The organism is Pseudomonas sp. Nvir (assembly GCF_963778085.1).
GTDB classification, from domain to species: Bacteria; Pseudomonadota; Gammaproteobacteria; order Pseudomonadales; family Pseudomonadaceae; genus Aquipseudomonas; species Aquipseudomonas juntendi.
Map to the genome: position 1 here is coordinate 5232341 of NZ_OY970405.1, position 24785 is coordinate 5257125.

General features: G+C 63.1%; 24 protein-coding genes. 13 read left to right on the forward strand and 11 right to left on the reverse strand.

Annotated elements, in window-relative coordinates:
- The first annotated feature begins 83 nt into the window (after positions 1-83).
- From cycA to AACG97_RS25160, 7 genes are all read left to right on the forward strand, one after another.
- A complete protein-coding gene (cycA, locus tag AACG97_RS25130; protein WP_009683281.1) occupies positions 84-1490 on the forward strand; it encodes a D-serine/D-alanine/glycine transporter in 1407 nt (468 codons plus the stop codon).
- A gap of 184 nt (positions 1491-1674) precedes the next feature.
- Positions 1675-2940, forward strand: a complete 1266-nt coding sequence (gene urtA, locus AACG97_RS25135) for an urea ABC transporter substrate-binding protein (protein ID WP_338464195.1) — start codon at positions 1675-1677, stop codon at positions 2938-2940.
- A gap of 138 nt (positions 2941-3078) precedes the next feature.
- Positions 3079-4566, forward strand: a complete 1488-nt coding sequence (urtB, locus tag AACG97_RS25140) for an urea ABC transporter permease subunit UrtB (protein WP_009683283.1) — start codon at positions 3079-3081, stop codon at positions 4564-4566.
- Entirely contained in the window at positions 4566-5645 is a 1080-nt protein-coding gene (gene urtC / locus AACG97_RS25145; RefSeq protein ID WP_009683284.1) for an urea ABC transporter permease subunit UrtC, read from the forward strand. Before urtB ends, urtC begins: the two co-directional genes overlap by 1 nt.
- Positions 5642-6499 (forward strand): urea ABC transporter ATP-binding protein UrtD, encoded by an 858-nt coding sequence (gene urtD / locus AACG97_RS25150; RefSeq protein ID WP_029885711.1) that lies wholly within the window; start codon positions 5642-5644, stop codon positions 6497-6499. Before urtC ends, urtD begins: the two co-directional genes overlap by 4 nt.
- A 146-nt stretch (positions 6500-6645) precedes the next feature.
- On the forward strand, positions 6646-7344 hold the full coding sequence (gene urtE / locus AACG97_RS25155; protein WP_054904943.1) for an urea ABC transporter ATP-binding subunit UrtE: 699 nt from the start codon (positions 6646-6648) through the stop codon (positions 7342-7344).
- Positions 7345-7375: 31 nt separating this feature from the next.
- Positions 7376-7891, forward strand: coding sequence for a GNAT family N-acetyltransferase (locus AACG97_RS25160; protein WP_029885713.1), 516 nt, complete (start codon positions 7376-7378; stop codon positions 7889-7891).
- 68 nt (positions 7892-7959) lie between these two features.
- On the opposite strand, the gene AACG97_RS25165 is transcribed toward AACG97_RS25160, so the two are convergent.
- Positions 7960-8265 (reverse strand): chaperone modulator CbpM, encoded by a 306-nt coding sequence (locus AACG97_RS25165; protein ID WP_009683288.1) that lies wholly within the window; start codon positions 8263-8265, stop codon positions 7960-7962.
- 2 nt (positions 8266-8267) lie between these two features.
- Complete coding sequence (gene cbpA / locus AACG97_RS25170) at positions 8268-9221, reverse strand: curved DNA-binding protein (protein WP_197885756.1); 954 nt, start codon at positions 9219-9221, stop codon at positions 8268-8270.
- A 175-nt stretch (positions 9222-9396) separates the two neighbouring features.
- Between cbpA and AACG97_RS25175 the strand changes: the two genes are divergently transcribed.
- The gene (locus tag AACG97_RS25175) at positions 9397-10668 is read left to right on the forward strand and encodes an Hsp70 family protein (RefSeq protein WP_009683290.1); all 1272 of its coding nucleotides are present in this window, start codon (positions 9397-9399) and stop codon (positions 10666-10668) included.
- Between the two features lie 138 nt (positions 10669-10806).
- On the opposite strand, the gene AACG97_RS25180 is transcribed toward AACG97_RS25175, so the two are convergent.
- The 3 genes from AACG97_RS25180 to AACG97_RS25190 all read right to left on the reverse strand — a co-directional run bounded on the left by AACG97_RS25180 (position 10807) and on the right by AACG97_RS25190 (position 13156).
- Positions 10807-11814, reverse strand: coding sequence for an AI-2E family transporter (locus AACG97_RS25180; protein ID WP_009683291.1), 1008 nt, complete (start codon positions 11812-11814; stop codon positions 10807-10809).
- Between the two features lie 70 nt (positions 11815-11884).
- Complete coding sequence (locus tag AACG97_RS25185) at positions 11885-12172, reverse strand: PsiF family protein (RefSeq protein ID WP_029885715.1); 288 nt, start codon at positions 12170-12172, stop codon at positions 11885-11887.
- A gap of 93 nt (positions 12173-12265) precedes the next feature.
- Complete coding sequence (locus tag AACG97_RS25190; protein WP_009683293.1) at positions 12266-13156, reverse strand: esterase/lipase family protein; 891 nt, start codon at positions 13154-13156, stop codon at positions 12266-12268.
- 123 nt (positions 13157-13279) lie between these two features.
- Here AACG97_RS25190 and osmE point away from each other — a divergent pair, with 123 nt between their 5' ends.
- The gene (osmE, locus tag AACG97_RS25195; protein WP_009683294.1) at positions 13280-13621 is read left to right on the forward strand and encodes an osmotically-inducible lipoprotein OsmE; all 342 of its coding nucleotides are present in this window, start codon (positions 13280-13282) and stop codon (positions 13619-13621) included.
- Between the two features lie 47 nt (positions 13622-13668).
- Positions 13669-14199 carry a ferritin-like domain-containing protein gene (locus AACG97_RS25200; RefSeq protein ID WP_125854960.1) on the forward strand — a complete coding sequence of 177 codons (531 nt, stop codon included), beginning with the start codon at positions 13669-13671 and terminating at the stop codon, positions 14197-14199.
- A 347-nt stretch (positions 14200-14546) separates the two neighbouring features.
- Here AACG97_RS25200 and AACG97_RS25205 read toward each other — a convergent pair whose 3' ends face one another.
- Positions 14547-16613: an AsmA family protein gene (locus AACG97_RS25205; protein WP_047150022.1), complete on the reverse strand. Its 2067-nt coding sequence runs from the start codon at positions 16611-16613 to the stop codon at positions 14547-14549.
- Between the two features lie 336 nt (positions 16614-16949).
- Between AACG97_RS25205 and AACG97_RS25210 the strand changes: the two genes are divergently transcribed.
- The 3 genes from AACG97_RS25210 (at position 16950) to AACG97_RS25220 (ending at position 19407) form a co-directional block, all read left to right on the forward strand.
- The gene (locus AACG97_RS25210) at positions 16950-17447 is read left to right on the forward strand and encodes a phage infection protein (protein WP_115294873.1); all 498 of its coding nucleotides are present in this window, start codon (positions 16950-16952) and stop codon (positions 17445-17447) included.
- Between the two features lie 121 nt (positions 17448-17568).
- On the forward strand, positions 17569-18201 hold the full coding sequence (locus AACG97_RS25215) for a TetR family transcriptional regulator (RefSeq protein ID WP_009683298.1): 633 nt from the start codon (positions 17569-17571) through the stop codon (positions 18199-18201).
- 108 nt (positions 18202-18309) lie between these two features.
- Positions 18310-19407, forward strand: a complete 1098-nt coding sequence (locus tag AACG97_RS25220; RefSeq protein WP_009683299.1) for an AGE family epimerase/isomerase — start codon at positions 18310-18312, stop codon at positions 19405-19407.
- Positions 19408-19442: 35 nt separating this feature from the next.
- On the opposite strand, the gene AACG97_RS25225 is transcribed toward AACG97_RS25220, so the two are convergent.
- From AACG97_RS25225 to AACG97_RS25245, 5 genes are all read right to left on the reverse strand, one after another.
- Positions 19443-20210, reverse strand: a complete 768-nt coding sequence (locus AACG97_RS25225; RefSeq protein WP_029885720.1) for an SDR family oxidoreductase — start codon at positions 20208-20210, stop codon at positions 19443-19445.
- 647 nt (positions 20211-20857) lie between these two features.
- Positions 20858-21574 carry an ABC transporter ATP-binding protein gene (locus AACG97_RS25230; protein WP_009683302.1) on the reverse strand — a complete coding sequence of 239 codons (717 nt, stop codon included), beginning with the start codon at positions 21572-21574 and terminating at the stop codon, positions 20858-20860.
- Positions 21571-22446: an ATP-binding cassette domain-containing protein gene (locus AACG97_RS25235; RefSeq protein WP_029885721.1), complete on the reverse strand. Its 876-nt coding sequence runs from the start codon at positions 22444-22446 to the stop codon at positions 21571-21573. The genes AACG97_RS25230 and AACG97_RS25235 overlap by 4 nt, the downstream gene beginning before the upstream one ends.
- Positions 22443-23744 carry a high-affinity branched-chain amino acid ABC transporter permease LivM gene (gene livM, locus AACG97_RS25240; RefSeq protein WP_009683305.1) on the reverse strand — a complete coding sequence of 434 codons (1302 nt, stop codon included), beginning with the start codon at positions 23742-23744 and terminating at the stop codon, positions 22443-22445. The genes AACG97_RS25235 and livM overlap by 4 nt, the downstream gene beginning before the upstream one ends.
- A gap of 2 nt (positions 23745-23746) precedes the next feature.
- On the reverse strand, positions 23747-24661 hold the full coding sequence (locus AACG97_RS25245; protein ID WP_009683306.1) for an ABC transporter permease subunit: 915 nt from the start codon (positions 24659-24661) through the stop codon (positions 23747-23749).
- Between the last annotated feature and the right edge of the window lie 124 nt (positions 24662-24785).

Sequence of the window (24785 nt, forward strand, 5' to 3'; positions counted from 1 at the left end):
TCACGCCCCGAATTGGGACGCCCGTGTTAGCCTAGCCGGCTACCTCTGACAAGAAGACTGACCTTTACAAGGGAATGCTGCCTATGACGCAAACCTCACCCACAGCGCCAGATGAACCGCATCTGCAGCGCAACCTGACCAACCGCCATATCCAGCTCATCGCCATCGGCGGCGCGATCGGCACCGGCCTGTTCATGGGCTCGGGCAAGACCATCAGCCTGGCCGGCCCATCGATCATCTTCGTCTACATGATCATCGGCTTCATGCTGTTCTTCGTCATGCGCGCCATGGGCGAGCTGCTGCTGTCGAACCTCAACTACAAGTCTTTCATCGATTTTTCCGCCGACCTGCTCGGGCCCTGGGCTGGCTACTTCACCGGCTGGACCTACTGGTTCTGCTGGGTGGTCACCGGCATCGCCGATGTGGTCGCCATCGCCGCCTATACACAGTTCTGGTTCCCCGACCTGCCGCAGTGGATACCCGCGCTGACTTGCGTGGCGCTGCTGCTGTCGCTGAACCTGGTAACGGTGAAAATGTTCGGTGAGCTGGAGTTCTGGTTCGCCCTGGTCAAGATCGTCGCCATCCTCGGCCTGGTCGCCACCGGCCTGTACATGGTCATCACCGGCTTCACCTCGCCCAGCGGGCGCACGGCGCAGCTGGCCAACCTGTGGAATGACGGCGGCATGTTCCCCAACGGGGTGATGGGCTTCTTCGCCGGCTTCCAGATCGCCGTGTTCGCCTTCGTCGGCATCGAGCTGGTCGGCACCACCGCTGCCGAAGCGAAAAACCCCGAGCGCACCCTGCCGCGGGCGATCAACTCGATCCCGGTACGCATCATCGTGTTCTATGTGCTGGCACTGATCGCGATCATGGCGGTGACCCCGTGGCGCGACGTGGTACCGGGCAAGAGCCCGTTCGTCGAGCTGTTCGTGCTGGCCGGCCTGCCGGCCGCGGCGAGCATCATCAATTTCGTGGTGCTGACGTCGGCCGCCTCGTCGGCCAACAGCGGCGTGTTCTCCACCAGCCGCATGCTGTACGGCCTGTCGCAGGAAGGTGATGCGCCCAGGGCGTTCGAGAAACTGTCCAGCCGCTCGGTACCTGCCAACGGCCTGTACTTCTCCTGCACCTGCCTGCTGCTGGGGGCGGTGCTGATTTACCTGGTGCCGAACGTGGTCGAGGCATTCACCCTGGTGACCACGGTATCGGCGGTGCTGTTCATGTTCGTCTGGACGCTGATCTTGCTGTCGTACCTGAAGTACCGCAAGCAACGGGCGGCGCTGCACCAGGCGTCGAAGTACAAGATGCCGGGCGGGCGCTTCATGTGCTACGTGTGCCTGGTGTTCTTTGCCTTCATCCTGGTGTTGCTGAGCCTGGAGGCCGACACCCGCTCGGCGCTGGTGGTAACGCCGATCTGGTTCCTGTTGCTGGCATCCACTTACCAGGGCGTGCGCAGCCGCCGTCAGCCGCGTTCCACAGTGCGCAACGGTTAATGACCTTGGGGGCTGCGTTGCAGCCCCAATCCTGTGCACTTAACCCCCACAAGCACCATGCTGGCCCGCGCAAACGCCCCAACACCTCGCACCACTGCTCTATCCCGCCCGTTTCGCCGTTAGGCACACCCCTTGCAAAGCTCCTCCCGCTTGCCCAACACATAAAAACCAGCGGAGAGAGCACATGAAGCGTCGCAGTCTGATCAAGGCCTTAACCCTCAGCGCATCGATTGCGGCAATGGGCCTGAGCTGGAGTATCCAGGCCGCCGAGACCATCAAGGTCGGCATCCTGCATTCGCTGTCGGGGACCATGGCCATTTCCGAGACGTCGCTCAAGGACATGGCGCTGATGACCATCGAGCAAATCAACGCCACAGGCGGGGTCAACGGCAAGATGCTCGAACCGGTGGTGGTCGACCCGGCCTCCAACTGGCCGCTGTTCGCCGAGAAGGCACGCCAGCTGCTGACCCAGGACAAGGTCGCGGTGGTGTTCGGCTGCTGGACCTCGGTGTCGCGCAAGTCGGTGCTGCCCGTGTTCGAGGAACTCAACGGCCTGCTGTTCTACCCCGTGCAGTACGAGGGTGAAGAGATGTCGCCAAACGTGTTCTACACCGGCGCCGCCCCCAACCAGCAAGCCATCCCTGCGGTGCAATACCTGATGAGCGAAGACGGCGGCAGCGCCAAGCGCTTCTTCCTGCTGGGCACCGACTACGTCTACCCTCGCACCACCAACAAGATCCTGCGCGCCTTCCTGCACAGCAAGGGCGTGGCCGACAAGGACATCGAAGAGGTGTACACGCCGTTCGGCCACGCCGACTACCAGACCATCGTCGCCAACATCAAGAAGTTCTCCGCAGGCGGCAAGACGGCGGTCATCTCCACGGTCAACGGCGACTCCAACGTGCCGTTCTACAAAGAACTGGCCAACCAGGGCCTGAAAGCCACCGACGTGCCGGTGGTGGCGTTCTCGGTGGGCGAAGAAGAGCTGCGCGGTATCGATACCAAGCCACTGGTGGGCCACCTAGCGGCGTGGAACTACTTCGAGTCGGTGGATAACCCGGTCAACCAGAAGTTCGTCGCCGACTGGAAAGCCTACGCCAAGGCCAAAGGCCTGCCCGGTGCCGACAAGGCGGTAACCAACGACCCGATGGAGGCCACCTACGTGGGCATCCACATGTGGGCCCAGGCGGTTGAGAAAGCCAAGTCCACCGACGTGGACAAGGTCCGCGAGGCCCTGGCCGGCCAGACCTTCAAGGCACCGTCAGGCTTCACCCTGACCATGGACAAGACCAACCACCACCTGCACAAGCCGGTGATGATCGGCGAGATCCAGGATGACGGGCAGTTCAGCGTGGTCTGGGAAACCGAGCAGCCGCTGCGGGCGCAGCCATGGAGCCCGTTCATTCCGGGCAATGACAAGCGGCCAGATTACGCCGTGAAAGGTAACTGAGTGCAGGGGGCTGCTTTGCAGCCCATTCGCGGGCTTGCCCGCTCCCACAGGATCCCCACTGCCCTCTGGACCGGTGAAATCCCTGTAGGAGCGGGTTTACGCGCGAAGAATCCAACACCGATTTCCAGGATTGCCCGCATGCTCAGACTCCTGCTCACACTTCTCCTGCTAATGCCCTTGGCAACCCACGCCAGCGAGGGCGAATTCTTCCTCACCGCCAAGCCCGCGGAGCAGGCCCAACTGCTCGGAAACTGGGCAGCGCAACCCGATGCTGCACGCCTGCCGCTGTTGGAAAACCTGCGCCAGGGCCGCATCGCACCCGACGACACCCGCAAGCTGCGCCTGAACAACCGCCTGCGCGGCTTGATCGACAATGCCCTGGCCAGCCACCAGTTGCTCAGCGACGACAGCGACACCCGCCTGGCTGCCGCCCAGCAACTGCAAAAAAGCGCACAACCGGCGCAAATGGCGTTCCTCGACCGGCGCTTCGCCAGCGAGCCGGACGCTGCCGTACACGCAGCCCTGGGCCTGGCCCTGGCCAATTTGCAACTGGGCGCCAGCGACCCCGCTGTACGCCTGGCCGCCGTGCGCCTGCTGGGGGAAACCGGCGACCCGCTGGCCCGCACCCGCCTTGAAGCGCTGCTGCAACCCGACGCGGAAAGCGACCCGGGCGTGCGCACCGCTGCCGAAACCAGCCTGGCCCAGGTGCAGCGCAAGCTGCTGTTCGGCGAGCTGCTCGGCCAGGCCTTCAGTGGCCTGTCGCTGGGGTCGATCCTGCTGCTGGCGGCGCTCGGCCTGGCGATCACCTTCGGCCTGCTGGGCGTGATCAACATGGCCCATGGCGAGATGCTGATGCTCGGCGCCTACAGCACCTATATGGTCCAGGTGCTGGTGCAGCGTTATGCCCCGGGTGCCATCGAGTTCTATCCGCTGATCGCCCTGCCGGTGGCCTTCGCCATCAGCGCCGGCGTCGGCATGGCGCTGGAGCGCACGGTCATCCGCCACCTGTATGGCCGCCCACTGGAAACCTTGCTGGCCACCTGGGGGATCAGCCTGATCCTGATCCAGGCCATCCGCCTGCTGTTCGGCGCGCAGAACGTCGAAGTCAGCAACCCGGCATGGTTGTCGGGCGGCATCCAGCTGCTGCCCAACCTGGTGCTGCCCTACAACCGCCTGGTGATCATCGGCTTCGCCCTGGCGGTGGTGCTGCTGACCTGGCTGCTGCTCAACCGCACGCGGCTGGGCCTGAACGTGCGGGCGGTGACCCAGAACCGCAACATGGCGGCATGCTGCGGTGTGTCTACCGGGCGCGTCGACATGCTGGCCTTCGGCCTTGGCTCGGGCATTGCCGGGCTGGGCGGCGTAGCCCTGAGCCAGGTGGGCAACGTCGGCCCGGACCTGGGCCAGAGCTACATCATCGACTCGTTCCTGGTGGTGGTGCTCGGCGGGGTCGGGCAACTGGCCGGTAGCCTGTGGGCGGCGTTCGGCCTTGGCATTGCCAACAAGCTGCTGGAACCCCAGATCGGCGCCGTACTCGGCAAGATCCTCATCCTTGCGTTGATCATTCTGTTCATCCAGAAGCGCCCGCAAGGCCTGTTCGCCCTCAAGGGACGGGTAATCGACTGATGAACCAGCCACTGCTAGTCACCGCTACGCAAAAGGCCGGGCCGCGCCTGTCGCTGGCCATCGGCGCCGTCGTCACCCTGCTGCTGGTCGCCCTGCCGCTGTTGTCGCTGCTCCCGGCGGACCACGCCTTGCAAGTGTCGGCCTATACCCTGACCTTGGTCGGCAAGATTCTCTGCTACGCCATCGTCGCCCTGGCCCTGGACCTGGTCTGGGGCTACGCCGGCCTGCTGTCACTGGGCCACGGCCTGTTCTTCGCCCTGGGCGGGTATGCCATGGGCATGTACCTGATGCGCCAGGCGGCCGGGGACGGCCTGCCCGGGTTCATGGCTTTTCTGTCGTGGACCGAGCTGCCATGGTACTGGGCCGGAACCCAGCATTTTGCCTGGGCCCTGTGCCTGGTGGTGCTGGCCCCCGGGCTGCTGGCGCTGGTGTTCGGTTGGTTCGCCTTCCGCTCGCGGATCAAGGGTGTGTACTTCTCGATCATGACCCAGGCCCTGACCTTCGCCGGCATGCTGTTGTTCTTCCGCAACGAAACCGGCTTCGGCGGCAACAACGGCTTCACCAACTTCCGCACCATTCTGGGCTTCGACATCACCGCGCAAGGGACCCGCGCCGTGTTGTTCCTGCTGACGGTCGGCCTGCTGCTGGCCAGCCTGTACCTGTGCTGGCGGCTGACCCGCAGCAAGTTCGGCCGCCTGCTGACCGCAGTGCGTGACGCCGAGAACCGCCTGATGTTCTGCGGTTACGACCCGCGCGGCTTCAAGCTGCTGGTGTGGGTGCTCAGCGCCGTGCTGTGCGGCTTGGCCGGGGCGCTGTACGTGCCCCAGGTGGGCATCATCAACCCCAGCGAAATGTCACCGACCAACTCCATCGAAGCCGCCGTGTGGGTAGCCCTTGGTGGCCGTGGCACGCTGATCGGGCCGTTGCTCGGCGCCGGCCTGGTCAACGGCATGAAAAGCTGGTTCACCGTGGCCTTCCCGGAATTCTGGCTGTTCTTCCTCGGTGCGCTGTTCATTCTCGTCACCCTGTACCTGCCCAAGGGCGTGGTCGGCCTGTTGAAAAAAAGGAGCCAGCCATGAGAGGCGTGCCCCCGGTGCATCCCGAATTCATGCTCGAACCGGTATTCGACCCCCTCGGCGCCGGCCGCGACGCCATTGGCCTGGGCCACACCCGCAAGGCGGGCCTGGATACCCGCCACGGCACGGTGCTGAGCCTGGAAGACATCAGTGTCAGCTTTGACGGTTTCAAGGCGCTGAACGCGCTAAACCTGTACATCGGGGTGGGCGAGTTGCGCTGCATCATCGGCCCCAATGGCGCCGGCAAGACCACCCTGATGGACGTGATCACCGGCAAGACCCGCCCAGACAGCGGCACGGCCTACTTTGGCGACACCCTCGACCTGACCCGCCTGGGCGAGTACCAGATCGCCCAAGCCGGCATTGGCCGCAAGTTCCAGAAACCCACGGTGTTCGAGGCGCTGACGGTATACGAGAACCTGGAGCTGGCGCTGAAGACCGACAAATCGGTATGGGCCAGCCTGGCCGCGCGCCTGAGCGGCGAGCAGCGCCAGCGCATCGAAGAGGTGCTGACCACCTTGCGCCTGCTGCCGCTGGCCCAGCGCCAGGCGGGCCTGCTGTCGCACGGGCAGAAGCAGTTCCTCGAAATCGGCATGCTGCTGGTACAGGAGCCGCAGTTGCTGTTGCTGGATGAACCCGTGGCGGGCATGACCGATGCCGAGACCGAGTTCACCGCCGAGCTGTTCAAGGGCTTGGCCGGCAAGCATTCGCTGATGGTGGTCGAGCACGACATGGGGTTCGTCGGCAGCATCGCCGACCACGTGACCGTGCTGCACCAGGGCAGTGTGCTGGCAGAAGGGTCGCTGGAGCAGGTGCAGGCGGATGAGCGGGTGGTCGAGGTGTACCTGGGCCGCTAGACAGGGATACCTGTGCCGGCCTATTCGCGGGTAAACCCGCTCCCACAGGTAATGCACAAGTCTTGAAATCTGTGCGGTCCCTGTAGGAGCGGGTTCACCCGCGAATAGGCCGGCACAGGCACAGCAACACTTTCAGGAACACCAACATGCTCAAGATCGACACCCTGCACCAGTACTACGGCGGCAGCCACATTCTGCGCGGCCTCTCCTTCGAAGCCAAAGTCGGCGAAGTGACCTGCCTGCTGGGCCGCAACGGGGTCGGCAAGACTACCCTGCTGCGCTGCCTGATGGGCCTGGTGCCCGCCCGGGATGGCAGCATCGAATGGGAAGGCAAGCCGATTACCGCGCTCAAACCCCAGCAACGCGTACACGCCGGCATCGCCTACGTGCCCCAGGGCCGTGAGATTTTCCCGCGCCTGACCGTCGAGGAGAACCTGCTGATGGGCCTGTCGCGTTTCCCCGCGCGGGAGGCCCGCGAAGTGCCAGCCTTCATCTACGAGCTGTTCCCGGTGCTTGAGCAAATGAAGCAGCGCCGGGGCGGCGACCTGTCTGGCGGGCAGCAGCAACAGCTGGCCATTGGCCGCGCCCTGGCCAGCCGGCCGCGCCTGCTGATCCTCGACGAACCGACCGAAGGCATCCAGCCGTCGGTTATCAAGGAAATCGGCGCCGTCATCCGTCGCCTTGCCGCACGGGGGGACATGGCGATCCTGCTGGTGGAGCAGTTCTACGATTTTGCCGAAGAACTGGCCGACCAGTACCTGGTCATGGCCCGTGGCGAGATCGTGCAGCGCGGGCGCGGCGAAAACATGCAAGCCGAGGGTGTGCGCGGCCTGGTAACCATTTAACCTGCAAGCACCGTACTTGCGAGACCCTGTCATGAGTTACCAGCTGCGCGATGCCCTGCCCGCCGACGTGCCGGGCATCCTCGATATCTACAACGACGCCGTGCGCACTACCACGGCGATCTGGAACGAAACCCCGGTAGACCTGGCCAACCGCCAGGCCTGGTTCGAAGCACGTGCGCAGCAGGGCTATCCGATCCTGGTGGCTGTGGATGACACGGGCGTGCTGGGCTATGCCTCGTTTGGCGACTGGCGGCCGTTCGAGGGTTTCCGCCTGACCGTGGAGCACTCGGTGTACATCCGCGGCGACCAGCGGGGCAAGGGGCTGGGGGCGGTGTTGATGGCGGCGCTGATCGAGCGTGCACAAGGCTGCGGCAAGCATGTGATGGTCGCGGCCATCGAAAGTGGCAATGCGGCGTCGGTCCGCCTGCATGAGCGGCTGGGTTTCGTGGTGACCGGGCAGATGCCCCAGGTTGGCGTGAAGTTCGGCCGCTGGCTGGATTTGACCTTCATGCAGCGGGTACTGAACCCGGGAGCTGAACCAGGCTGAAATGCGGCCGCTTGTGGGAGGGCCCTTTCGCGACACAAGGCCACTCCCACAAAGGCCGGCGCGCAAGCCTACATCTGGGTAAACCTGCCCAGCCGCTGCTTCAACATGCTGTTCTCGCTGCGCAGCTGCTGCACTTCCTGCAACAGCTCCAGCGCCAGCGCCACCCCTTCCCACTCCAGCTCCAGTTCCCGGTGCAGCTTGGCCGCGCGCTTGGCCAACAACGGCGCCTGATCGTCAAACAGCCAGTCCTCTGGCGTTCGGCCAGAAGGCTCGACAATGCCGTGTTCGACGATTTCGATCACGCAGTCCGCCGTGACATCGGCTTCCTGACACAGGGTACGCATGTCCAGTTGAACGATCAGGGTGCTGCTCATGATCACTTACTCCATTGTGTCCTCGGGTTGAACGCCGCTTTCTCGGCGAGCTTCGCCCACAGTTCGCGGGCAGACTCGTCGGATGCCGGCGGCATCACCACCTTCAGCTGTGCATACAGGTTACCGCGCTCACCGTGCTTGCTCGCCAGGCCTTTGCCCGGTACACGCAGGCGCTGGCCGCTCTGGCTGTCCGGGCGGATGGTGAGGTTGATTTTGCCGTCCAGGGTGGGTACCGCAACCTTGGTGCCCAGCGCAGCCTCCCATGGCGCCAGCGGCACGGTGATGATCAGGTCATGGCCTTCAACATCGAACAGTGGGTGCGGTGCCATGCGAATGGTCAGGAACAGGTCGCCATTAGCCCCGCCGCCACTGCCCGGCGCGCCCTGGCCCTTGAGGCGGATACGCTCGCCATCGGTGACCCCGGCCGGAATCTTCACGTTCAGGGTTTTGGTGGTGAAACCGGTGCGCTGGCCCATGGCATTGGTTTGCGGCACCTGGAAGCTGATCTGCTTGGACTCCTTGCTCAGGGTTTCTTCAAGGAATACGGCCAATTCAAGTTCCACGTCCTGCCCCCGCCTGCCGGCACTGCGTTGCTGCTGCCGGCCACCACCGAAGGGGTTGCCACCACGGTTGCCGAATATCGAGCTGAAGAAGTCGGAGAAATCGCCGCCCTCGAAGCCGCCACCGCCACCGCGGTTTTCCCAGCCCGGTGGCGCCTGGAATGGCCGGCCGTGCTGGCCGCCATACTTGCGGATTTCATCGAACTCGGCGCGTTTCTGCGCGTCGCCCAGAACCTCGTAGGCCTCATTGGCCTCCTTGAATTTTTCCTCGGCGTCGCGTTCCTTGCTGACATCGGGGTGGTACTTGCGTGCCAGCTTGCGGTACGCGGCCTTGATCGCCTTCTCGTCCGCCGTGGGCTCTACGCCAAGTATCTTGTAATAGTCTTTGAAGTCCATCTGTGGATCACCAATGTGAAAGTGCGTGTTGCAACTGAAGATGCTACTGAAGATAGGGGTCAAGCATAGCCTTTCAAGACCGCCTTGGCTTTGCTCCATCGCAGACGACTGGTCTTGATTCTGTAGCCAACTGGCATAAACTGCGCGGCCGTTTTGCCTCCGGAAGCCTTTTCCCATGTCTGACGTAACCCCGGCCCGTGCCCTGGGCATCGACTTTGGCACCTCCAACTCCACGGTTGGCTGGCACCGCCCTGGGGTCGAGTCGCTGATCGCCCTGGAAGATGGCAAGATCACCTTGCCCTCGGTGGTGTTCTTCAACATTGAAGAGCGGCGCCCGGTCTATGGCCGCCTGGCACTGCACGAGTACCTGGAAGGCTACGAAGGCCGCCTGATGCGCTCGCTGAAAAGCCTGCTGGGCTCCAAGCTGATCAAGCACGACACCAGCGTGCTGGGCAGTGCCTTGCCGTTCAAGGACCTGCTGGGCATGTTCATCGGCGAGCTGAAAAAGCGTGCCGAGGCGGCCGCGGGCCGCGAGTTCGACCAGGTCGTGCTGGGGCGCCCGGTATTCTTCGTCGACGAAGACCCGGCCGCCGACCAGGAGGCCGAGGACACCCTGGCCGAGGTGGCACGCAAGCTCGGCTTCAAGGACGTGTCGTTCCAGTACGAACCGATTGCCGCCGCGTTCGACTACGAGTCGACCATCAGCCGCGAAGAGCTGGTACTGATTGTCGACATTGGCGGGGGTACCTCGGACTTCACCCTGATCCGCCTGTCGCCAGAGCGCCACCTGCTGGCCGAGCGCCAGGGCGACATCCTGGCCACGGGCGGCGTGCACATCGGCGGTACCGACTTCGACAAGCAGCTGAGCCTGCAGGGCGTGATGCCGCTGTTCGGCTACGGCAGCCGCATGAAAAGCGGCGCCCTGATGCCGACCAGCTACCACCTCAACCTGGCCACCTGGCACACCATCAACGCGCTGTACTCGCAGAAGTCGCAGCTGGCGCTGGGCAGCATGCGCTACGACATCGAGGACAGCTTCGGCATCGACCGGCTGTTCAAGCTGATCGAGCAGCGTGCCGGGCACTGGCTGGCGATGGAAGTGGAAGCCAGCAAGATCGAACTGACCGAGCGCGACAGCCGCCGCATCGACCTGCACCGGGTCGAGCCTGAACTGTCTGCCGAACTGACCCGGGTGCTGTTCGAAGAGGCCATTGAGGGGTTGCTGGAGCGTGTGCGCGGCAGCGTGAGCGAGCTGCTGGCCAAGGCCGGGGTGAGCGAAGGCCAGGTCGACACGGTGTTCTTCACCGGTGGTTCCAGCGGGATTCCGGCATTGCGCAACAGCGTGTCGGCGATGTTGCCCAATGCGCGGCATGTGGAGGGCAATATCTTTGGCAGTATTGGTAGTGGGCTGGCGATCGAAGCGCGCAAGCGGTACGGGGTAGCCTGATCCATTTTGGGGCTGCGTTGCAGCCCATCGCGACACAAGGCCGCTCCTACAGGGTGAGGTGCAATCATTGGATGCACGCAGTCGGCTGTAGGAGCGGCCTTGTGTCGCGATGGGCCGCAGCGCGGCCCCGGCAATCTGTCAGACCAGCTCGGCCCGCTTCAGCTCACTTTTCAGGTAGGCATAGTAGATCGGCCCCGCCACCACCCCAGGCAGCCCGAACGCCGCCTCGAACACCAACATCGCCAGCAGCAGCTCCCACGCCTTGGCGCTGATCTGCCCCCCCACGATACGGGCGTTGAGGAAGTACTCGACCTTGTGGATGACGATCAGGTAGCCCAGCGCCGCCGCCGCCACCCAGATCGACAGCGACAAGCCGACGATGGTGATCAGGGTGTTGGACATCAGGTTGCCGATCACCGGCAGCAGCCCCAGCAGGAAGGTCAGTACGATCAGCGTCTTGGTCAGCGGCAGGTGCACCCCGAACAGCGGCATCACCACTGCCAGGAATATGCCGGTAAAGGCCGTGTTCAGCAGCGAAATCTTGATCTGGGCGAAGACGATGTTGCGAAACGCCTGTACCAGCAAGGCCAGGCGCTCGAACAATGCCGCCGCCAACGGCTTGCGCCGGGACACATCGGGAATGCGCTGCAAGGCAATGATGGCGCCGAGGATCATACCGATCAGCAGCGTGACGAACATGTGCGCCATGCCCTTGCCGACCAGTTGCAGGTCGCTGAGGTGGCTTTTGATCCAGTCGCCTATGGCAACCTTGAATTCGGCAGCACTGGCGGGCAGGTAGGCTTCGATGAACGGCGGCAGCTGGCTGCGGGCCTGTTCGACCAGGGCCATGAACTTGTCCAACGAGGCACCGGGGTTTTCCGCCTCGTGCAGCAGGAAGCTGAACGCGCCGGCAATCAGCAGGCTCAGGCTGAGCACCACCAGCGTGCCCAGCAGCGCCACCGCCAGCCAGCGCGCGCGTTGCCCGGCCAGCAGGGGTTGCAGGCGCGGGGTCAGCATGTTGACCAGTTCGAACACCAGCAAGCCGGCCAGCAGGCTGGGCAATAACTTCAGCGGCAAAGCCAGCAGCAGGCCGGCCATGACGATGATCAGGCTGGCCAAGGTAATCTGACGCGGGGTAAAGGTCATACAGCCTCGAAGGCAGACAGCGGGAATGCCCGCAGTCTGCCAGCCTTGACGGCGCAGGCATAGGCGCAGGTCACTTCTTCTTCAGGCAGTCACTCATGAACGCTTTGCGCTCGTCCCCCTTCAGGGCTTTGGTGGTGGCGTCGGCGTTGCAGGTTTTCATCTTTTCCTGCTGGGTTTGCGGGGCGCTCTTCTTCAGGCAGGTGCTCATGAAGGCCTTGCGCTCATCACCCTTGAGGGCCTTGGCGGTGGCGTCGGCATTGCAGGTTTTCATTTTTTCCTGCTGCGCGGTGTTGGCAGCGAAGCCTTGGGCGCTGAACATCAACGCCAGGGCCAGTAACGGGATGTGCAGCACTTTCATGGAGTGGTCTCCTGGGCTCCGTGCCCGATGCACGGGTGTCGAGGTCAGAGTGTAGCCAAGAATTTCAGCCCCCAGCCCCCCCGACATCCGCCGTTAAAGGCCTGCCGCCTTGAGCCGCGCGGCGTGTTCGGTGAACAGCCGCACCGGCTCGGCACCCCGCCCTACGGCGCCGAACTGCTGGTTGACGATATCGAGGTGGTCGAGCGGGTAATCGTCACCGATCACCTGCCCCAAGTGCGAGCTGAAGCGCCCCACCATACCGTCGCACTGGCCCTTTTCCCTGACGAAGCTGCGGGCGAACAGGCGGCAGAAACGGTTGCTGCCATCGAAGCGGTTGCGCCCCCGGTCGGTCAGCCCGGGCTGCAAGGTGCCGGACCATGAGTAATAGCGCACTCCGTTGACTTCATGGGCACCTTCCCCGCCCCAGGTGGCCGGCAAGCCCTGTGGGTAAGCCTGGTTGAACAGTGCCACCCCGGCGCTGGTCAGCGACTGATGCGAGGCATGCACATCCACCGGCAATGGGTCGCGCCGCCAACCGGTTTCCAGCCACCCCAGCACCACGGCAAGGGCATGCAGCACCGCCCTCAGCATACGCCCCTGGGGCGAATCCCCCGGCGCCGTGCGTTGCAGGTGGTCGGCCAGCTCCGAACCATGGTTGGGCCCGGCCACCGAGGTGACCGATGCCACCCTGGCTGGCCGCCTGGCGGCTGCATAACGCGCACTCAGGGCGCCTTGGCTGTGGCCGATGAGGTTGACCCTGGCGGCGCCCGTGCGCCTGCAGATGTCTTCGATGATGGTCAGCAGTTGCTCGCCGCGCACCTCACTGCTGTGCAGCGGCGAAACCTGTACCGGGAACACCCGCGCGCCCCCTTTGCGCAAGGCCGGGACAATACCGAACCAGTAGGGATAGAACCCCGCCCGGACGAACCCGAGCATCCCTGGCACCAGTACCAAGGGGTATTGCGTAGCCAAATCCTGCTGCATTGCCCCTGACCCTTTGCGTGGAGGTTTGGCCAACCCTACAGCGGCTTTCGTGGGCATCGCAATCGAACTCCTGGCGCGCGCTGTTGTTCAAAACCACACAGACCCTTTGCAAGGAGCGGGACCATGTACAAGCAGACCCTGGCAATCCTTCTGGCAAGCGCCACCCTGGCCGCCTGCGGCAGCCGCCCGGAAAACCCGGTCGACTACGTCACCTACCGCGACGAACCGCTGGTCAAGCAGGTGGAGCACGGCATGACCATGCAGAAGGTCATCGCCATTGGCGGTAGCCCATCGAACGTGATCGACCTGCCGCACGGGGGCACCTGCAACGACTACATTCTTAACCACGATGGCAAGCAACAACCGTATTACGTGCGTTTCGACGCCACCGGCCATGTTGATGCCAAGGGTTTCAAAACCTGTAAACAACGCGAAGAAGACAGCGAGGCCGTTCACGGCGCGTAAGTCTCACCCTGCATGCCACGACCACCCTGATGCTTTTGGAGATGAACATGAGTGCTACAGAACTGACCGATGTAAAAACCCTGCGCGAACGTGCCCGCCAGCATGTTGAGCAAGGCGCGGTGACCGAGGGTTACAATGCCGACCGCGAACAGATCCTGCGCCTGCTGAATGAGTCCCTGGCGACCGAGCTGGTGTGTGTGCTGCGCTACAAGCGCCACTACTTCATGGCCAGTGGTATCAAGGCAAGCGTGGCCGCGAGCGAATTCCTTGAGCATGCCAACCAGGAAGCCGAGCACGCCGACAAGCTGGCTGAGCGCATCGTGCAGTTGGGCGGCGAGCCGGATTTCAACCCCGACAACCTGACCAAGAACTCGCATGCTCAGTATGTGGCGGGTAATTCCCTGAAGGAGATGGTGCTGGAAGACCTGGTCGCTGAGCGCATCGCAATCGACAGCTACCGCGAAATCATCCAGTACATCGGCGACAAAGACCCTACCACCCGCCGCATCTTCGAAGACATCCTGGCGCAGGAAGAAGAGCACGCAGACGACATGTCCGACTTGCTGCAAGGCTTGTAAGGACCAGGGGGCGCTTAGCGGAATGCCAGTCAGTTAAGCGTTACTGGGGCTGCTTTGCAGCCCTTCGCGGGCACGCCCGCTCCCACAGGTTTGGCGCTGAAATCAAGACATGCGCGATCCCTGTGGGAGCGGGCGTGCCCGCGAAGGGTCGCAAAGCGGCCCCAAATTACTTAACTGACTGGCATTAGGCGCTTAGCGCCCCTTGTAAGGGCGGGTTCACCCGCTAAGAGGCCGGCCTACCGGCGGCTATCTCCTGGCCATTCACCGTCGCATCTGCCGCCGCATTCGCGGGTAAAGCCGGTCCTACAGCGACCGTGCGTGGTAATGGCCGGCTACACAGCTAGCTGCTATTTACGCCCTTTCACCGCAGCGGGTGCCTTGCCCGCCTTCATCTGCTGCAACAACGGTGTGCACTGGTTCGGATCATCGCCACTGCTGGGTGCAATCAGCGCCAGCAAACCGGCTGCAGGCCCTGCCACAACCCCCAACGCCACCATGCCCGCACCGCGCAACGCCAGTGGCACCGCCTGTACACCCGCATTGGGTTTGGCAAATGGCCCGCGTACATACAGCGGCGAACGCAGCGAGAACAGCCGCAGCCCTTTCGATTCAGGGGTGATCTTCAGGTCCAACTGCTCACTGGCAAAATTCGCCGTGCCATTGATATAGATGATCGCGTTCTCGGTGTCGAAGATGAACAGCCGGGTCGAGGCCAAGCCGTCCTTGATGCCAACATCGGCCGCCGCGCAGTTGATCTGCACGTCCTCATCGCCAAACAGCTTGCCAACCACATAGTTGCCCACGTTCAAACCCGCAATCTCCATCAGGCTGCGGCTGATGGCGCCATCGTTGACCAACATGCGCAGGTCGCCATTGGCCGTGCCTAGCAGGGCAGCGACGGAATTGCCACGGCCACTGATATCGGCATCGCCATTGAGCTCACCAAAACTGGTCTGCATGGGCGCGAAACCGGGGAACAATTGCTTGAGCTTGAAGCCACGGGCGGTCAACTGTGCCCGCCCTTGCAGCGGCACGCTGCGCCCATCCAGGCGAATGTTGGAGGCCAGGTTGCCACCGGCCACGCCAAACCGCAGCGGCTCCAGGCGTAGCAGCCCGTCATCGAGAATCACATGCGCCGCCAGGTCGTTGAACGGCAGTTGCGCACTGTGCACGATGCGCTTGCCGGCAAAGGTGACGTCGGCGTCCATGGCGCGCCAGCGATCGGTGCGGAACTCTTCCACCGGCAGCACCTTGCCGGCCGGTTGCTTGCTGGCCCCACCACGGGCCTTCTGCTCGGCATTGGAGTCAGCGCCGATCAGCGGCGCCAGGTCCTTGAACAGCAGCTGGTTGGACACCAGCTTGCCCGTCAGCTTGGGCCGTGGCTGGCTGGCGACGAAGGCCAGGTCGCCGTGGATGTCGCTGTCGCCGATCTTGCCGTTGAAACCCTCGTACTTGAAACGCGCACCTTCGGCTGCATGCAGGTTGGCGCTGAGCCGGCCGTCCGTGGAATAGGCCGGGGTGTCGGGCAAGGTCACCCCCGTCAAGGGGTAGAGGTTGCCCAGGCTGGCGCCCGACAGGCGCAGGCGCAGGTCAAGGGCACCCAGGTTGCGTGGGTCGGTCAGGGTGCCGGCAAGTACCACGTGCGTATCGGCAATGCGCACGTCGGCCTGCAACGGGAACGGCTGGGTGGCGTCCTGCAGCGCCAGCAGGCCACCGATCTTGCCGGTGCCAGACACCGGCTGCCCCTTGTAGCGGCCCTGGGCCTTGAAAGCAAAGGCGTAATCCTGCGCTCCGCCGGCTTTTTCAGCGCTGGCCTTACCAACGATTTCGCTGAAAGGGATTGGCTTGCCCAATGGGTCAACCTGCACCTTCATGCGGGTTTTCAAGGTCTGGTCGTCGAAGCTGACATTGCCTTGGTCAAAGCCGATGGCACCAATGTCCAACTGCCATTTGGACGGTGCCTCGTTTTCGTCCTTCGGCCCGAAGTCGAATGTCCAGTTGGCCCGGCCATCTGCCAACCGGGTCAGGCTGGCCGTGGGCTTGGTCAGGTTGATGCGCGGAATGCTGATCTTCTGTACCAACAGCGGAAGTGGCGCCAGGCGGAACTCTACGCGCTCCAGGCCCACCATCTTCGGCTCCTGCAACCACTCAGGGTTGCCCAGGGTGAGGTCTTCGGCGGTGAAGTGCGGCCATGGCACCCAGGCACGCCAACCGCCTTCTTCTGGCTCGGTACGCCAATGCACGGCGAGGTTGCCGTTGATTGCGAACGGCCGATGCAAGGCCTCGGACACCTTCTCGTTGAGCAACGGCTTGACGCGGTTCCAGTCGAAGGTGGCGATCACCACTACCAGTATTGCCAGCAGCGTGAGCAGGGTGGCGAGGGTCCAGACGAGGATTCTGGCGGGACGCGTCATTGCGTGATTCTCCTTGCGGGGCTCGAAACAGGCGCGGCGGGGCACTTAGTATCTGGGACTGATGAAAACCCGTGGGGTTTTATCGGGAGCGTCATCTTAGCGAAGTTTTTCCTGGCCATTCGCTCAGCAAATCGTGGCGCGGCCGCGCTCATGTTACCCCACAACAGCCTCGGCATTTTGCCATCAACGAGCCTGCAAGGCGCTTAACAGAGCGCTCGCCGAGCTCTATCAATATGGTCGATTGTTACCATTACCCGTATGAACTTCTCTCTGGCGTTACCCGGCGTAGCATTGGCTTCGTACCCACTTTCCAGCCCCCGAAAGGAGCACCGAATCATGAAACGCCAACTGCTGACCCTGACCCTGTCCATCCTGGCCGCCAACGCCTTTGCCCTGCCAGCGGCAGAACAACACCTCACTGCGGAATCGCGTTCGAGCGCTGTCGAAATTGCCCAACCGCTGAAAACAGTCGCCGAAGGTGGCTCGGACCGCCTGATCGAACAATCCGGCCGCGTGGCCGAAGGTGGTTCGGACCGCCTCATCGAACAGTCCGGCCGCGTGGCCGAAGGTGGCTCGGATCGCCTGATCGAACAATCTGGCCGCGTAGCCGAAGGTGGTTCGGATCGCCTCATCGAACAGTCCGGCCGCGTGGCCGAAGGTGGCTCGGATCGCCTGATCGAACAATCTGGCCGCGTAGCCGAAGGTGGTTCGGATCGCCTCATCGAACAGTCCGGCCGCGTGGCCGAAGGTGGTTCGGATCGCCTCATCGAACAGTCCGGCCGCGTGGCCGAAGGTGGTTCGGATCGCCTGGTTGCAATCAGCCACGTGAGCTGATTGCCATGGCTGAAAAGAACAACCTGTGTCACACCGCTTGCTCCCCTCCCAGCCCGGTCATTGACCGGGCTTCGTTTTTTTAACTAGAGTGCCCAGCCTCACCGTCACAGAAGCCCGCACCATGCTGCCGCGCGCCGAACAGAAGCTACAGACTCGCCAGGCCCTGCTCGATGCCGCCTGCCAGCTCATGGAAAGTGGCCGGGGCTTTGGCAGCATCAGCCTGCGCGAAGTGGCGAAAACAGCCGGCATCGTGCCAACCGGCTTTTACCGGCATTTCCCGGATATGGACGCCCTGGGCCTGGCCCTGGTAGCCGAGATCGATACTACCTTCCGCCAGACCATTCGCCTGGTCCGTCACAACGAATTCGAGCTGGGCGGCATCACCGACGCCTCGGTGCGCATCTTTCTCGATGTAGTCGCCGCCCACCGCGCGCTGTTTCTGTTCCTGGCGCGGGAACAGTATGGTGGGTCACAGCCGGTGCGCCAGGCCATTGCCCGCCTGCGTCAGAACATAAGCGACGACCTGGCCACCGACCTTGCGCGCATGAAACGCTGGCAGCACCTGGACAGCGCGGCGCTGACAGTGATGGCCGACCTGGTGGTGAAAACGGTGTTCGCCACCCTGCCCGAGCTGATCGACAGCCCAGAAGCGGGTTATCCACAGGCCCTGTCACCGCAGGAAAAGATCACCCAGCAGTTGCGCTTCATCTTCGTCGGGGCGCGGCATTGGCAAGGGTTAGGCAACCCGGGCTGATCGCCTTTCGCTCAACCCCGCCCGGCCAGCCGGGCAAGCGCACCGCCGGCTACCGAAAACCCCACTTCTGCTACCATGGCGCCCTGCCCGACAGCCACGAGCGCCGACATGTCCGACCCCCGCCCTACCCTGCCCGCACTGGCCCGTTTCAACCAGCACTTCGCCGAGCGCATCGTGCCAATGTGGCAAGGCCCGGGCTGGAATGCCGACATGGCACTGCCCTACGAAGCCCTCGACGCCCAGCACCGGCCGTTACCGGTACAGCGCTACCGGGCCATGGCCTGCGCCCGCCAGCTGTACCTGTTCAGCAGCCGCATCGAACAACCGGGCAGCGCCGAGCGTGCAGCCGCGCTGTTCCGCTCGTTGCAGAAGCACTTTCACGACGCGGAGCACGGGGGCTGGTTCTACAGCATCGATGCCCAGGGCAACCCGCTGGACCGGCGCAAGGACCTGTATACCCACGCCTTCATCGTCTTTGCCTGCGCGCATTACTGGGGCAAGGTCGGCGAAAGCCTGGTGGAATCCACACTCAATGCCGGCCTCGACATCATCGACCAGCAGTTCGCCAGGGACGATGGCCTGTACGAAGCAAGCCTGGGCGAGGATTGGGCAGACCTGGGCAGCGGGCCCCTGCAGAATCCACAGATGCACCTGGCCGAGGCCTTCCTGCAGGTACTGGCTGTTCGCGACGACGAACATACCCGGCAGTCACTGCTGCAACTGTGTGCAGCACTCCAGGCGCATTTCGTCGAACCGGCCCATGGGCTGATGCTGGAGAAACCGCGCGGGGCTGTGGATAACTGGTACGAGCCTGGCCACCAGTTCGAATGGTTCTACCTGTTGCACACCTCCCCGCTGCTGCGAGATACGCCGCTGCATGCCTCGATCGACCGGGCGTTCAGCTACGCCGAACAACAAGGGGTGCAGGGTGGCGCAGTGCTCGCCATGCTGGGCGTGGACGGCCAGGTGCTGGACGCCACCCAGCGCATCTGGGCACAGGCGGAGTACCTGCGTGCGCTGGTGCTGCGCGCTGGCGGTGAAGCCAGGTTGCCTGAACAGTTGCAGGTGCTGGAAGCGCGGTTCCTGCGCGAGGCTGGCTGGTACGAATGCCGGGATGGCGAGGGTGCCGTCAGCCGGCATGACATGCCTTCGACTACGCCCTACCACCTGGCAACTTGCCTGGAAGGCTTGCAGCGCCTGAGCTGAAGCCTTCGCGGCTGTGGCCGCCGAGCGGCCATGGCTCAGCCCTTGACCGACCGGTCGATCGAGAACCCGGCCCAGTCCTGGCTCACCGGCATCAGCTCAAGGCTGTTGATGTTGATGTGCGCGGGCTGGTTGAGGATCCAGAAGATGGTCTCGGCAATGTCCTGCGGCTGGATAGGCTCCGCGCCTGCGTAGGTGGCGTCATACTTGGCCTGGTCACCACCGAACCGTACCAGCGAAAATTCACTTTCGCACAGGCCCGGCTCGATGTTGCTCACGCGCACACCTGTGCCACGCAGGTCGCAGCGCAGGCTCAGCGAGAACTGCCCGACAAAGGCCTTGGTGCCGCCATACACGTTGCTGCCCGGGTACGGATAGTTGCCGGCCACCGAACCGACGTTGAGGATCGACGCCCCACGGCCATGGGCAATCAACCGTGGCAGCAGCAGGCGGGTGGTGTACATCAGGCCCTTGATGTTGGTGTCGACCATGGTTTCCCAGTCGTCCAGGCTGCAGTTCTGCGCCGCATCCACGCCCAGCGCCAGGCCGGCGTTGTTGACCAGGCCCTGCAGCTTGTCGAAGCCGGCTGGCAGGCTGGCAATGGCCTGCTCCATGGCTTTGCGGTCACGCACATCGAGCACCAGGCCATGTACTTCGGTCTTGGCAGAAAGCTCGGCGCACAAGGCGTCCAGGCGCTCCTTGCGACGACCGGTTAGCACCAGCTTCCAGCCGGCTTCGGCGAAACGGCGGGCTGTGGCCTCGCCGAAACCCGACGTGGCGCCAGTGATGAATACGGTGGATGACATGCTCTGTTCCTCGCAGTGGGTGGTCATGGCAGCTTTGCAGCATGCCCGTGGCCAACGCTGGCGGCAAGCCGAAAAGGCAGCTGGTCATTTTTTGTTCATGTGCGGCAAACCCTTGTGGCAGAAGCCTCCGCGCCAGCTATGCGCATGTTATCCACAGGGCTTTCCCCACGGATTGGGGGCAACTTCGCTGTCCGGCGGAACCCTTTCAGCCCGTCGTGGTCGGCGGCATTCTTTTCGGTGGTGGCGAAAGCTTTCAAGCATGCCGCCTGTAGCGGGGTGTCCAAGGCTTTTACACAGAGTTATCCACAGAATTTGCGCAGTGCTGGGAGTGGTTGGAATGACGTGATTTGCCTGGGAAAACAATCCACAGGGGTGCACTGATCAAAAAATGATCATGCCGCTGTAGGGCTTGATGGTGTTGGGTTGGAGGGGGATACCACCATGTTTTCCACAGGCGGTTCCACATTATCGGTGGAAAAGATTTGGCTTGCGGGAAGCGGGGTTGGGTAGCTGTGGGTGAACGGGTTGAGGGCCCGGTTAGGTTGAGTTGTCCACATGGGAAGGGGGCTGCGTTGCAGCCCATCGCGACACAAGGCCGCTCCTACAGGGGACCGCGACCGGGCATGGATCGCGGCCCCTAGGGGGAACTAATGCCCACCCAGGTAAGCGCTGCGCACTTCTTCGTTGACCAACAACTCTTGCCCAGTCCCGGTCATGCGAATTTGCCCGTTGACCATCACGTAGGCACGGTCCGACAGTTTCAGGGCGTGGTTGGCGTTCTGCTCCACCAGGAAAATGGTCATGCCGGTCTTCGCCAGTTCCCGCAGGGTCGAGAAGATCTGCTTGACCACGATGGGTGCCAACCCCAGCGAGGGCTCGTCCAGCAACAGCAATTTTGGCCGGCTCATCAGCGCCCGGGCAATCGCCAGCATCTGCTGCTCGCCACCGGACATGGTCATGGCCCGCTGGTTACGCCGCTCTTTTAGGCGCGGGAAGAGTTCGTACATGCGCTGCATGTCTTCGTCGGCATGCTTGTCGCCAATGGGGATGGTCCCCATCATCAGGTTTTCCTCGACGCTCATGTCGGGGAATACCCGGCGCCCTTCCGGCGACTGGGCGATGCCGTTGGAAGCAATGTAGTGCGATGACTTGCGGGTAATGTCGGTGCCACGGTAGACGATCTGCCCGGAAGCCGCCCGCGGCTGCCCGAAGATCGACATCAGCAGGGTCGACTTGCCGGCCCCGTTGGCGCCGATAAGGCTGACCGTCTCACCTTCGTTGATGTGCATCGATACCTTTTTCAGCGCCTGGATCGGCCCATAGAACACGTCCAGGTCCTTCAGCTCGAGAATGGGTGCACTCATACCAGTTCCTCTTCGTCTGCACCCAGGTAGGCAGCGATCACCGTCGGGTTGTTGCGGATGTCCTGTGGCGCACCCTCGGCAATCACGTTGCCGTGGTCCAATACCACGATATGGTCGGAAATGCTCATGACCATGCCCATGTCGTGTTCAATCAGCACCACGGTGATATCGTGCTCGTCACGCAGCACGCGAATCATCTGGCTAAGTGCCTCGGTCTCCTGCGGGTTCAAGCCCGCCGCCGGTTCGTCCAGGCAGATGATTTTCGGTCGTGTGCACATGGCGCGAGCGATTTCCAGGCGGCGCTGCTGGCCATACGACAGCTCACCGGCCAGGCGGTTGGCGCAGTCGACCAGGTCGACCACCTCCAGCCAGTAGAAGGCGTGGTCCAGCGCATCGCTTTCGGCCTTGCGGTAGGCCTTGGTATTGAATACCCCCGCCAGCAGGTTGCGGTTGACCCACATGTGCTGGGCCACCAGCAGGTTCTCCACCACCGACATTTCCTTGAACAGGCGGATGTTCTGGAAGGTGCGCGCCAGGCCCGCGCGGTTGACCAGGTGGGTGCCGCCGAACATCTTGTAGTACAGGCGGCTGGCAAAGCGTGCCGGCGAAACGAAGTCGGCCGCCTGGAAACGCTCGCCCAGCAGCTGGATCACATTGGTGTGGCTACCGCGCACATTCAGTTCGATGCGCCCGCCACTGGCCTTGTAGAAGCCGGTCAGGCAGTTGAACACCGTGGTCTTGCCGGCGCCGTTGGGGCCGATCAGGGCGAAGATCTGGTTGCGCCTGACCTTCAGGCTCACGTCGCTGAGCGCCTTGATGCCGCCAAACTGCATCATCAGGTTGTCGACCGACAGAATGATTTCGTCGCTCATGGCGCCACTCCTTTACGCGGGGTCACACCGGTACGGCTGATGCGGATCAGCCCCCGCGGTCGCCAGATCATCATCAACACCATCAGTACCCCGAACAGCAGCACCCGGTACTCGGAGAAGCTGCGCAGCAACTCGGGCGCCACGGTCAGCACGAATGCCGCAATGACGACGCCCACGGTGGAGCCCATGCCACCCAGCACGACGATGGCGAGAATCAAGGCCGACTCGAAGAAGGTGAACGACGAGGGGTTGACGAAGCCTTGGTAAGTGGCAAAAAACACGCCGGCCAACCCCGCGGTGGAAGCACCCAGGGTGAAGGCCGAGAGCTTGACCAGCACGTGGTTCAGACCCATCGAACGGCAGGCGATCTCGTCTTCGCGCAGCGCTTCCCAGGCCCGGCCGACCGGCATGCGGGTCAAGCGGTGCTTGATGTAGAGCACGGCCAGCACGACCATGAACAGCACCGCATAAATGAACACGAACTTGAGGTTGGGGTTGTAGGCAAAGCCGAAGAACTCATGGATGGGCACCCCACCGTCTTTGGCCCGGCGGCCGAACTCCAGGCCAAGGAAGGTCGGCGACGGCGCCGGCATGCCGTTGGGGCCGCCGGTGAACGACAGCCAGTTGTTCAGCACCAGGCGAATGATCTCGCCAAAGCCCAGGGTTACGATCGCCAGGTAGTCACCGTGCATGCGCAGCACCGGGAAGCCCAGGATGCACCCGGCAAGGGCCGCCGCAATCGCTGCCAGCGGCAGCACACTCCAGAAGCCCAGGCCAAGGTACTGGTAACCCAGTGCAAGGCCGTAGGCGCCAATGGCGTAGAAGGCCACGTACCCCAGGTCGAGCAGGCCGGCCAGGCCGACCACGATGTTCAGGCCCAGGCCCAGCAGCACATAGATCAGGCCGAGGATGACCACGGTCAGCAGGTACTTGTTGGCGAAGATCGGGAAGACGATGGCAATCACGATCAGCGCCGGGATGATGTAGCGCAGCCGCGACACATAGTTCGGCGCCCGCACATGCACGCCCGAGCCACCGCTGTCGAAGCCTTCGAGCATGCGCCGGCCGGCAGCGGTCTGCACATACAGGCTGAGCAGGAAACGCCCGAGCATCACACCACCGACCAGCCAGGCCACGCGGCGGGGTTCGGCGTTGAAGGTATAACCGTCGAGCACCACGCCGACGATCGGGCCGAACACGATCAGCGCCAGCAGGCCGGCGACGAGGGTTTCGAGCAGGCTGCGTTTGATATCGAAACCTTTGGTTTCAGAGGCAGAAGCAATTTTGGCAATCGACATGTTCACACCTTAGCCACGAGCGGGCGACCCAGCAGGCCTTGTGGGCGGAAGATAAGGATCATCACCAGCAGCGAGAAGCTGAACACGTCCTTGTAGTCGGAGTTGATCAGGCCGGAGAACAGCGATTCGGAGATCCCCAGGATGATTCCGCCGAGCATGGCGCCCGGCAAGGAGCCAATGCCACCGAGCACTGCAGCGGTGAATGCCTTGATACCGATGATGAAGCCGGCATAGAAGTCGAAGGTGCCGTAGTTCATGGTGATCAGCACGCCTGCCAGGGCGGCCATCACTGCGCCAATGACGAATACGTAGGAAATGACCCGGTCGGTGTTGATGCCCAAAATCGAGGCCATCTTGCGGTCTTGCTGGGTAGCGCGGCACATGCGGCCGAGCTTGGTGTACTTGATCACATAGGTCAGCAGGCCCATGCCCAGGAATGCCGCCACCAGGATGAAGATCTTGGTGTAGGTCAGTTGCACGAAGCCGGTGCCGACATCGATGCGCATGGCGCCTTCGAGCAGGGTTGGCACGCCTTGCTGGCGAGCGCCCTGGCTGATCTGTGCGTAGTTCTGCAGGATCAGCGAAATGCCGATGGCGCTGATCAGCGGTGCCAGGCGGGTAGAGTTACGCAGCGGCTTGTAGGCGATGCGCTCGATGGTGAAGCCGTACACCCCCGTGACGACGATGGTGAACAACAGCGTGCCCAGCATCAGCAGGGGAAACGACTCGACGCCAAAATAGGCCAGCAATGCCAGGCTGATCGCCGCCAGGTAGGCGGAAATCATATACACCTCGCCGTGCGCGAAGTTGATCATGCCGATAATGCCATAGACCATTGTGTAGCCGATGGCGATCAGGCCATAGACCGACCCGAGGGTCAGGCCGTTGACCAGTTGCTGCAGGAAAATACCATCCATAACGCAATCTCACTGAGCGAGACTGCACGCATGCCGACCACGCAAGGCCACGGACAATGCGGCCCCAGCAGTGCACGACCGTGCAGGTCTCCGAATAAGGACAGGTACCGCAGGGGCTCAGGCC

Excerpts from the sequence above, each read along its gene's own strand:
- cycA (WP_009683281.1), top strand. The coding sequence starts at position 84 with ATGACGCAAACCTCACCCACAGCGCCAGATGAACCGCATCTGCAGCGC.
- urtA (WP_338464195.1), top strand. The coding sequence starts at position 1,675 with ATGAAGCGTCGCAGTCTGATCAAGGCCTTAACCCTCAGCGCATCGATT.
- urtB (WP_009683283.1), top strand. The coding sequence starts at position 3,079 with ATGCTCAGACTCCTGCTCACACTTCTCCTGCTAATGCCCTTGGCAACC.
- urtC (WP_009683284.1), top strand. The coding sequence starts at position 4,566 with ATGAACCAGCCACTGCTAGTCACCGCTACGCAAAAGGCCGGGCCGCGC.
- urtD (WP_029885711.1), top strand. The coding sequence starts at position 5,642 with ATGAGAGGCGTGCCCCCGGTGCATCCCGAATTCATGCTCGAACCGGTA.
- urtE (WP_054904943.1), top strand. The coding sequence starts at position 6,646 with ATGCTCAAGATCGACACCCTGCACCAGTACTACGGCGGCAGCCACATT.
- AACG97_RS25160 (WP_029885713.1), top strand. The coding sequence starts at position 7,376 with ATGAGTTACCAGCTGCGCGATGCCCTGCCCGCCGACGTGCCGGGCATC.
- AACG97_RS25165 (WP_009683288.1), bottom strand. The coding sequence starts at position 8,265 with ATGAGCAGCACCCTGATCGTTCAACTGGACATGCGTACCCTGTGTCAG.
- cbpA (WP_197885756.1), bottom strand. The coding sequence starts at position 9,221 with ATGGACTTCAAAGACTATTACAAGATACTTGGCGTAGAGCCCACGGCG.
- AACG97_RS25175 (WP_009683290.1), top strand. The coding sequence starts at position 9,397 with ATGTCTGACGTAACCCCGGCCCGTGCCCTGGGCATCGACTTTGGCACC.
- AACG97_RS25180 (WP_009683291.1), bottom strand. The coding sequence starts at position 11,814 with ATGACCTTTACCCCGCGTCAGATTACCTTGGCCAGCCTGATCATCGTC.
- AACG97_RS25185 (WP_029885715.1), bottom strand. The coding sequence starts at position 12,172 with ATGAAAGTGCTGCACATCCCGTTACTGGCCCTGGCGTTGATGTTCAGC.
- AACG97_RS25190 (WP_009683293.1), bottom strand. The coding sequence starts at position 13,156 with ATGCAGCAGGATTTGGCTACGCAATACCCCTTGGTACTGGTGCCAGGG.
- osmE (WP_009683294.1), top strand. The coding sequence starts at position 13,280 with ATGTACAAGCAGACCCTGGCAATCCTTCTGGCAAGCGCCACCCTGGCC.
- AACG97_RS25200 (WP_125854960.1), top strand. The coding sequence starts at position 13,669 with ATGAGTGCTACAGAACTGACCGATGTAAAAACCCTGCGCGAACGTGCC.
- AACG97_RS25205 (WP_047150022.1), bottom strand. The coding sequence starts at position 16,613 with ATGACGCGTCCCGCCAGAATCCTCGTCTGGACCCTCGCCACCCTGCTC.
- AACG97_RS25210 (WP_115294873.1), top strand. The coding sequence starts at position 16,950 with ATGAAACGCCAACTGCTGACCCTGACCCTGTCCATCCTGGCCGCCAAC.
- AACG97_RS25215 (WP_009683298.1), top strand. The coding sequence starts at position 17,569 with ATGCTGCCGCGCGCCGAACAGAAGCTACAGACTCGCCAGGCCCTGCTC.
- AACG97_RS25220 (WP_009683299.1), top strand. The coding sequence starts at position 18,310 with ATGTCCGACCCCCGCCCTACCCTGCCCGCACTGGCCCGTTTCAACCAG.
- AACG97_RS25225 (WP_029885720.1), bottom strand. The coding sequence starts at position 20,210 with ATGTCATCCACCGTATTCATCACTGGCGCCACGTCGGGTTTCGGCGAG.
- AACG97_RS25230 (WP_009683302.1), bottom strand. The coding sequence starts at position 21,574 with ATGAGTGCACCCATTCTCGAGCTGAAGGACCTGGACGTGTTCTATGGG.
- AACG97_RS25235 (WP_029885721.1), bottom strand. The coding sequence starts at position 22,446 with ATGAGCGACGAAATCATTCTGTCGGTCGACAACCTGATGATGCAGTTT.
- livM (WP_009683305.1), bottom strand. The coding sequence starts at position 23,744 with ATGTCGATTGCCAAAATTGCTTCTGCCTCTGAAACCAAAGGTTTCGAT.
- AACG97_RS25245 (WP_009683306.1), bottom strand. The coding sequence starts at position 24,661 with ATGGATGGTATTTTCCTGCAGCAACTGGTCAACGGCCTGACCCTCGGG.